Origin of the sequence: Tropicibacter sp. S64 (genome assembly GCF_049803835.1) — a bacterium.
Lineage (GTDB): Bacteria > Pseudomonadota > Alphaproteobacteria > Rhodobacterales > Rhodobacteraceae > Pacificoceanicola.
The window spans coordinates 1-7,983 of record NZ_JBNAGK010000030.1; the positions used below are offsets into that span (position 1 = coordinate 1).

Annotated in this window: 9 protein-coding genes; all 9 read left to right on the forward strand. The window is 65.5% G+C overall.

Annotated elements, in window-relative coordinates:
* Nucleotides 1-275: 275 nt before the first annotated feature.
* Nucleotides 276-965 carry a hypothetical protein gene (locus tag ACP159_RS25415; protein WP_425102478.1) on the forward strand — a complete coding sequence of 230 codons (690 nt, stop codon included), beginning with the start codon at nt 276-278 and terminating at the stop codon, nt 963-965.
* 74 nt (nt 966-1,039) lie between these two features.
* Nucleotides 1,040-1,204 (forward strand): hypothetical protein, encoded by a 165-nt coding sequence (locus ACP159_RS25420; protein ID WP_425102479.1) that lies wholly within the window; start codon nt 1,040-1,042, stop codon nt 1,202-1,204.
* Entirely contained in the window at nt 1,183-1,389 is a 207-nt protein-coding gene (locus ACP159_RS25425) for a helix-turn-helix transcriptional regulator (protein ID WP_425102481.1), read from the forward strand. Before ACP159_RS25420 ends, ACP159_RS25425 begins: the two co-directional genes overlap by 22 nt.
* 54 nt (nt 1,390-1,443) lie before the next feature.
* A complete protein-coding gene (locus tag ACP159_RS25430; RefSeq protein ID WP_425102482.1) occupies nt 1,444-4,431 on the forward strand; it encodes a bifunctional DNA primase/polymerase in 2,988 nt (995 codons plus the stop codon).
* Between the two features lie 177 nt (nt 4,432-4,608).
* A complete protein-coding gene (locus tag ACP159_RS25435) occupies nt 4,609-5,898 on the forward strand; it encodes a site-specific DNA-methyltransferase (protein WP_425102483.1) in 1,290 nt (429 codons plus the stop codon).
* On the forward strand, nt 5,895-6,104 hold the full coding sequence (locus tag ACP159_RS25440; protein WP_425100246.1) for a DUF7220 family protein: 210 nt from the start codon (nt 5,895-5,897) through the stop codon (nt 6,102-6,104). The genes ACP159_RS25435 and ACP159_RS25440 overlap by 4 nt, the downstream gene beginning before the upstream one ends.
* Nucleotides 6,104-6,643: a phage terminase small subunit P27 family gene (locus ACP159_RS25445; RefSeq protein WP_425102428.1), complete on the forward strand. Its 540-nt coding sequence runs from the start codon at nt 6,104-6,106 to the stop codon at nt 6,641-6,643. Before ACP159_RS25440 ends, ACP159_RS25445 begins: the two co-directional genes overlap by 1 nt.
* 75 nt (nt 6,644-6,718) lie before the next feature.
* The gene (locus ACP159_RS25450) at nt 6,719-7,429 is read left to right on the forward strand and encodes a recombinase family protein (protein ID WP_425102429.1); all 711 of its coding nucleotides are present in this window, start codon (nt 6,719-6,721) and stop codon (nt 7,427-7,429) included.
* A gap of 201 nt (nt 7,430-7,630) precedes the next feature.
* Nucleotides 7,631-7,983: P27 family phage terminase small subunit (locus ACP159_RS25455; protein WP_425102484.1), on the forward strand; the 353-nt coding region annotated here is incomplete at its 3' end.

A 7,983-nucleotide genomic window follows, 5' to 3' on the forward strand; every position in this document is an offset into this window, starting at 1 on the left:
GACTGGCGCTGCACCTGCTGCGGCAAGCTGCTTGGCCGTATCGAGAACGGCCGTATCCGCATTCTTGTTTCGCGGAGCCATCCGTACCTGGTCAGTGCGCCGGTGACGTCGGTGTGCCGCGGCTGCGGCGCGCTGAACGAGCTGACGCGGCTGCCGTGATCTGACGGGCGGTCGGTTTTCCGGCCGCCCCTTTTCCATTCCTTTCCAGAGGCGCGCGACGCCCGAACCCGGCCCGATGAGAGGCGCGAGATGCCCGGCCCCAGACCCGGCATCTCATGTCCTCGAACTGGTCCGCGCTCTACGCGCGCCTTGTCCGCTCGGTGAACCGGCATTCCCGTATGATGGCTTTCTCCGAACTTTTTCCAGCCGAACATCCCCCTTCTGGCTTCCGCGATCCGGCGCGCATGCTGGACTGGCTGCATGGCCGCTGCGGGGATCGGGACGCACGGAACGCCGTGCTGTCGCGATTGCTGGGGTACGCATCCGGCCGTGCCCACACCGACCTCGCTGTCGAACTGCTCATCCTCGCGCTTTGGCCCGGGCTCAGCGTCATCCGGCGCCGACTGCTGCCGTTTCGGGAGACCGCTGTTCTGGAGGCCGATCTGCTCGCGCAGGTCACGGTAACCATCCGCCAAGCACACCCGAGCCGCATCATTTCGGTCGCCGCCACGCTACTGCGCAATGTCGAGCGTGACCTGAGACGGGCGTACCGAAAAGAGGTGCCAGGCCTCACCAGGGCTGAACTGGCAACCGAGCTCACCCTGCGCGTCGCAACACCGGATGACGCGGAAGCCATCCTGAAGGCGGCACAGGCCGAGTTCGGTGCCGATGGTGTTCTCGTGGTCGCGGTGCATGTCGCCGGGTTCAGTCAAAAGGACGCCGGGGCGCGGCTGGGCCTGAGCCATGACGCCGCTCGCAAACGCTGTCAGCGCCTCTTGGTGAGGCTGAAAAAAGAAAACCCGTGATGTCCCAATCCGGCCTCAAGACCGGCTTTTCCAGTTCAGACAGGCAATCCCGCCTGTCGTCTGGAGAGACACCGATGACTGGTTTTGATGAGAATTTCGAACGGCTGCCCGGGCTCTACGCAGCCTGGGACTTTGCCATGCTGCTGGAGGCCGGCCGAACCTACCTGATCGAAGATGGCGGCCGCACCGAGGATGGCCAGGCGCTTTATGCCGTCTGGTGCCAGCGGGAGGCCGGGTGATGCCGGAAATGCAAGGCACCCTCACCACTCGGGCGCTGGCCGAGCGCTGGAACCTCAGCACGCGGTCGCTGGAACGCTGGAGGGCAGAACACTTCGGTCCGGCCTGGATCGTGGTGGGTGGTAGCGTTCGCTACCTGATGAGCGACGTCGAGGCCTACGAGGCCCGCCATCGTCGCGAGCCCTGAACCTTGGCCGGGTCACACCAAATCGACCCGGCTGACCATCAGACAACCGACAGGGTGGCCGTTGGCCGCCCCGAAGGCGCTGGACATGTCACATTTGGCGAAGCCTGCGAGCGTCTGGTCGATCTTGGTTACGAACCCCTGCCGTTGAAACCGGGACAGAAAGTCCCGGCCGTTTCGCGCTGGTCCAGTGTCCTGATGACCCCGTCAACAATCGACGGTTGGCGCCAGAAATACGCTCGGTGCGGTGTTGGCTTGAGGACCGGGCGCCTGGTCGGTCTCGATATCGACATCCTCGACGCGGATCTTGCCCATGAGGTGCAAGCGCTCGCGGAACGGCGCTTCGGCGAAACCCTGGTGCGCGTCGGGCTCTGGCCGAAACGATTGCTGCTCTATCGAACGGACGCACCCTTCGCGAAGATGAAGGTCGGCCAGGTGGAGCTCCTCGGCGCGGGTCAGCAGTTCGTGACCTTCGGTCGACATCCCGCAACTCATCAGCCCTATCGCTGGGTCACGGGCGACACGCCCCTCGACGTCGCGCTGGACGATCTGCCAAGCCTTGATGTGGAGCGCGCATCAGCATTCCTCGCGGAGATCACGCAGCCGCTGCCTGGTGGTCACGCCGGTTGTCGGACAAGGCCGACGTCGCCTGGCCAGGGCTCCGCTCCACTGCGCGAAGCCTCCGGTCGCGTGGTCGATGGACGGGACAGCTGGCTCAGCACGATTGCCTTTCATGCAGTCTGGGATGCCATCGACAAGGGGCGTGCAGGAGACATCGAGGCTATCGCCAATGCGGCGTGGTTCCGGTTTCTTGAGACCGCGGACCTGTCGCGCCCGTCGTCGGCATCCGGGCAAGCCTATGGACCGGACGATGCCACGAAAAAGGTTCAGGACAAGCTGCGGCTCAGCGAGGCGGGCCGACTTCCCGTCCGCATGGGTGCGCTTCCGGTGCCGGAGTATTCCGCCCCGACGCTGTCCGTCGAGGACGGGCGGGCGCAGCTGAGATCGGAGCTTCTCGCCTTTGCCGACGAAGCTTTCACATGGTGGCACGATCAGCCCGAGCGGGATGACCCGCCGCCACGCCTGGGGCTGCGGGCCACTGTTGGTCTGGGCAAGAGCGCTGTGTCGCGCGAAGCGCTCTTGTCACTGATCGATCGTCTGCAGTCCGCAAACCGGCCGCATCGGGTGCTCTTCCTCACGCCCTCCCACGCGCTTGCGGAGGAAACCGCCGGGAAGTGGCGGGAGCTCGGGCGCACCGCTGCTGTCCTGCGCGGGTATGAGCGCAAGGACCCTCAGAGCGGCGCACCGATGTGTCGCAACCTCAATGCTGTGCGCATCGCGCTTGACGCCGGAGAACCTGTGCCGCCGACCTGCTGCAAGGCATCGCTGGAGGTCACATGCGTCCACCTGAAGGGCTGCCAGCGCAAGAAGAACGAGGCTGAGGTCGCAAGAGCAGAGATTGTCGTCGCCCCCTATGATCTGCTGTTCAACAAACCTGCGGAAAGCCTCGCTGATCTGGGTGTCTTGCTGATCGACGAAGGATGCTGGAGCCGTGCGCTGGAAACCGATGAAGACATGACGGTTGAAAGCCTGACATACACCGGGCTCTCCGGACGGCGTCGGACAATGAGCAAGGTCACGGACGCCGCACGGCAAGCCGACCTCGATGCTCTGAGGTGCAGACTGCGCGACGCCCTGTCGTCGCCAGGACCTGTCCCGGCCGAAGCGCTTCTGGCTCGGGGCCTGACGGCCGAGGTCTGCGAGCAGGCGATGACCGCGGAATATGCACGGATCAACAACACCGGCCTGCGACCGGATGCAGATGCGAATGACCTGCAAAGAGCGCGTTTCGTTGCTGCGCGCAATGTCGAGGCGAGACGGTTGGCGCGCATCTGGTGCCTCGCCCGGGACGGGCTGGTCTCAGGCGCGGAGATCATCCCGGGCCTCAAGGTCCTGCCGCCTGATCCGGACAGCGGCGCGCACCTCTTGCATGTCACGCGTTTGCAGAGCATGCATCCGGATTTTGCAAACGTGCCCCTGTTGCACCTCGATGCAACCCTGCGGCCCGACCTTGCATCGGCAGTCTTGCCGCCGATGGAAAACCGGCACCTGGACGTTGTCGCGCCGCATATGCATCTGACTCAAGTTCATGGCCGCTTCAGCAAATCCGCCCTCATCGCGCGAGACGACATGGCGGCAGACGAGCAACGCGCCTGTCACCGACGGCTCCGGGCTGTGGTCGACTGGGTGTCCTGGAAAGCCCGCATGCCTTCCCGCGGTGGCACACTGGTCGTGACGCACAGATCTCTGGAAGCGACCTTCGCTGCCATCCCCTCCGTCGTGACGGCGCACTTCAACGGATTGGCCGGACTGGATTGCTTCGGAACCGTTGCGCAACTGATCGTGGTCGGACGCCCGATGCCGTCGCCGGGCGCGCTCGACACACTCGCTTACGGGTTCTTTGGAGACGATGTGCAGGAAGCTCCGGTGTGGACCCCGATCGGCGTCCACATGCGCCAAGGGCCCCCTCAGGCGGTGCGGGCCATGCGCTATCCGCAGAAGGCTGCGGAAAGTCTCAGAGCCGCCGTTTGCGATGATGAACTGATACAGGCCATCGGCCGCGGGCGCGGCGTAAACCGGACTGCGGAAAACCCGCTCATTGTATATCTGCTGGCGGATGTAGCCCTGCCGCTGGTGCACGACGCGCTTCTGACCTGGGAGACAGAGCAGCCGGATATCCTGCAGCGAATGCTTCTGGCCGGCATCGCGGTCGACAGTCCGGCAGATGCGGCAACGCTGCACCCGGATATTCTTGCTAACGCAGAACAAGCTAAGAAGGTCTTCGCAAGGACCGGATTTAAGGGACAAACCCTTATTAGTATATATAAGGGTTTGTCCCTTAAATCGGCTTCCTACAAGCGTCCAGGACGCGGCCGAGGGTGGCAGCGCTGCTGGTGGATCGAAGGTCCTTCCGAAGCGGCCAGGAGCAAGCTGGAGGATGCCGTTGGTGCGCTGGCTGCCTGGCGGCCCGATCCGTTCCGATAATTGCCATCGTGTCCGCGCTATCCCGCAAGCTGCTTGCGTTTGGCAGGTGCCATGTTGCCGGGAAGTCTTGACGCCGCCGTGGCGGCACATGGCGATACTTGTCTATTATTGTCATAATTACAATGAGATAGCCTCTGTGATAGACTGCCCGGGAGACAGGCGAGGACCGCAGTCCAAATGAAAGGCGGGGTCATGGCGAAGCGGGCGGTGGACGGGTTTGATGGGCAGGAAGCCCCTGGCGCAAAGGCTGTTGCTTGGCGGGCGGTGGCCGAATTGATCCCTTACGCCAACAATGCGCGCACCCATTCGGAGGCGCAGGTGGCGCAGATTGCCGGGTCGATCCGGGCGTTCGGGTTCAACAATCCGGTGCTGGTCGATGGCGGGAACGGCATCATCGCGGGCCACGGGCGGGTGCTGGCGGCGCAGAGGCTGGGGCTGGAGCGCGTGCCGGTGATCGAGCTGACCCATCTGAGCGATGCCCAGAAGCGCGCCTACATCCTCGCCGACAACCGGCTGGCGGAACAGGCGGGGTGGGATCGGGCGTTGCTGGCGCTGGAACTGGGCGACCTCGCGGCGCTCGACATCGACCTTGGCAGTCTCGGCTTCGATGGCGCGGACCTCGATGCGTTGCTGGGCCACGGCACAGGCGATGCGCGGGAGGAGGAGACGCCGGAGCCGCCGTCCAATCCGGTGTCCAGACTCGGCGACCTCTGGCAGCTCGGGTCCCACCGGCTGCTCTGCGGGGATGCCACGGACGGGGCGGCGGTCGCGCGTCTGCTTGGTGGGATACAGCCGCACCTGATGGTCACGGACCCGCCTTACGGCGTGGATTACGACCCCGCCTGGCGCAACGAGACCGGCGCTGCGAAGACCAAACGCACGGGCAAGGTGCTGAACGACCACCGGGCCGACTGGCACGAGGCCTGGGCGCTGTTCCCCGGCGATGTGGCCTATGTCTGGCACGGGGCGCTGCACGCGACCACGGTGGCGGAGAGCCTTGTCGTCTGCGGCTTCGAGATCCGCAGCCAGATCATCTGGGCCAAGGAACGGTTGGTGCTGTCCCGGGGGCACTATCACTGGCAGCACGAACCGTTGATCTATGCCGTCCGCGGCAAGGGGCACTGGACCGGCGACCGCAAACAATCGACGCTTTGGAGCATTGCGAACCGCGATCAGGACGCCACCACCGTGCATGGCACGCAGAAGCCGGTCGAATGCATGCGGCGGCCGATCCTGAACAATTCCAGCGCCGGTCAGGCCGTCTACGAGCCCTTCGCCGGGTCGGGCAGCACGCTGATCGCCGCCGAGACCACGAAGCGGGTGTGCTACGCCATGGAACTCAGCCCGGCCTACGTCGATGTGATTATCCAGCGTTGGCAGGGGTTTACCGGCAAGCCCGCCGTGCTGGACGGCACCGGGCAAAGCTTCGACGCCGTCACCAGAGATCGGGAAGGCATCGCCGCATGAGCCAGTCCCGCAGCCAATCCGCCCTCGAGGCCCTCGCCAATGTCGTCGTCGGCTATTGCACCGCCTTTGCCCTGCAAGTCGCGCTGTTCCCGCTGGTCGGCCTCGCCGCTGGGCTCGGACAGCATCTGGCCATCAGCGCGGGCTTTACGCTGCTCTCTCTCCTGCGCAGCTACGCCCTGCGCCGTCTGTTCGTCCGGCTGGGCTGATGCGGCGCGGACGCAAACCCTGTCCAAAGTCGGGCACCCTCGCGGAAACGCCGCTCAACGCGCCTCCTCGCTGCCCGGACCACCTCTCCCCCGTGGCGAAGAAGGAGTGGCGACGGCTGGCCACGCCGCTGCACCGCGCCGGCCTGCTGACCATCGCGGACCGTGCGGCGCTTGCGGCCTATTGCCAAGCCTGGGGGCGCTGGGTGGACGCCGAGCAACGCCTTGCTGACACCCCGGCGCTCCTGAAGACGCCGAGCGGCTATGTCCAGCAGTCGCCCTGGCTGACGATTACCAACAAGCAGCTGGAGCTCATGGGGCGCTACATGACCGAGCTTGGCCTGACGCCCGTGGCCCGGACCCGCATCGACATGCCGGTGAGCGGCGCGCCCGAGCCAGTCGACAAGATCCAGATCACGATCGTGGGCATCGATGAATTCGGACAGCGCTTCGAGAAGCCGATGGACGGCTGGAACCCGAAACCGCCCCGGACCGACAAGCCGAGGGAGCCGGTTCAGATTACCCTCGACAGGGATCTTTGATCTTTCGGGACTACACTTCGGAGCCCTGTCGAGCGACGTACAGACCTGCCAAACGAAGGTTACGCAGGTGTGTACATGGCCCGCAGCACTGCCCCAAACCGGCTCGTCGCCTACGAGCGCGTCTCCACCGCCCGCCAGGGCCGGTCCGGTCTCGGGCTCGAGGCGCAACGGGCTGCCATCGATGCCTTCGCCGGGGCGCGGTCGGCCGAGGTTCTCGCCCGCTTCACCGAGGTCGAAAGCGGAGGCCGCAACGACCGCCCGGAACTCGACAAGGCCCTCAGCCTCGCCCGCCTGACCGGCGCCACGCTGGTCATCGCCAAACTCGACCGCCTCTCGCGCAACGCCGCCTTCCTGCTCACCCTGCAAGCCAGCGGCGTCCGCTTCCTCGCCTGCGACATGCCCGAGGCCAACGATCTGACCGTCGGCATCATGGCCCTCGTCGCCCAGGCCGAACGCGACGCCATCTCCCGCCGCACCAAGGAAGCCCTCGCCGCCGCCAAGGCCCGCGGCGTCCGCCTCGGCAACCCCAACGGCGCCGCCGCCCTCAAACGCGCCGGCAAAGGCGGCACGGCGCTCCACGAGACCGTCCGCCACAACGCCGACAGCTTCGCCCGCGACCTCGCGCCAGTGATTGCCGCCCTGCAATCCGAAGGGCATACTTCGCTTCGAGCATTGGCCACAGAGCTCAACGCCCGCGGCATCCAGACCCGGAGAGGCGGGCGGTGGCATGTGTCGAACGTCAGGAACCTGCGCTCCCGGATCGCGCAGCTTCACGCCGTGACCTGACCTTCGGCCGGGTTCATCGACACAAACATTGGACAGGTCGGCCCGTGTCGGCATTTGTCGGAAACTGACAGGATTCCAATGAGCAAGCGTCTGGGGTATAGTTATTCCAACCCCCGGGGGTGGGTCTATCTTTGCACGTTCTCGACCGCGACCGGCGGGGGGAGCACAATTTCCAGGATGCCAGAATTCGAAGAGGGGGTCATGCGCGGACGCAAACCCAAACCCAGCGGGCTGAAGCTGGTCACCGGCACCGACCGCGCCGACCGTCGCAATCCGGGTGAACCCAGACCAGTGCCGCGCTGCCCGGACCCGCCCCCGCATCTGACGGCCGAGGCCTGCGCGGAGTGGATCAGGATCAGCCAACAACTCTGCGCCCTCGGCATCCTCTCGGAAATCGATCGTGCTGCCCTGGCGGCCTATTGCCAGGCCTACGGCCGCTGGGTCCAGGCGGAGACTGCCCTCGATCAGATGGCCACCCGAGACCAGCTGACCAAAGGCCTGATGATCCGAACCAAAGGCGGCAACGCCATCCAGAACCCGCTCGTCGGCACCGC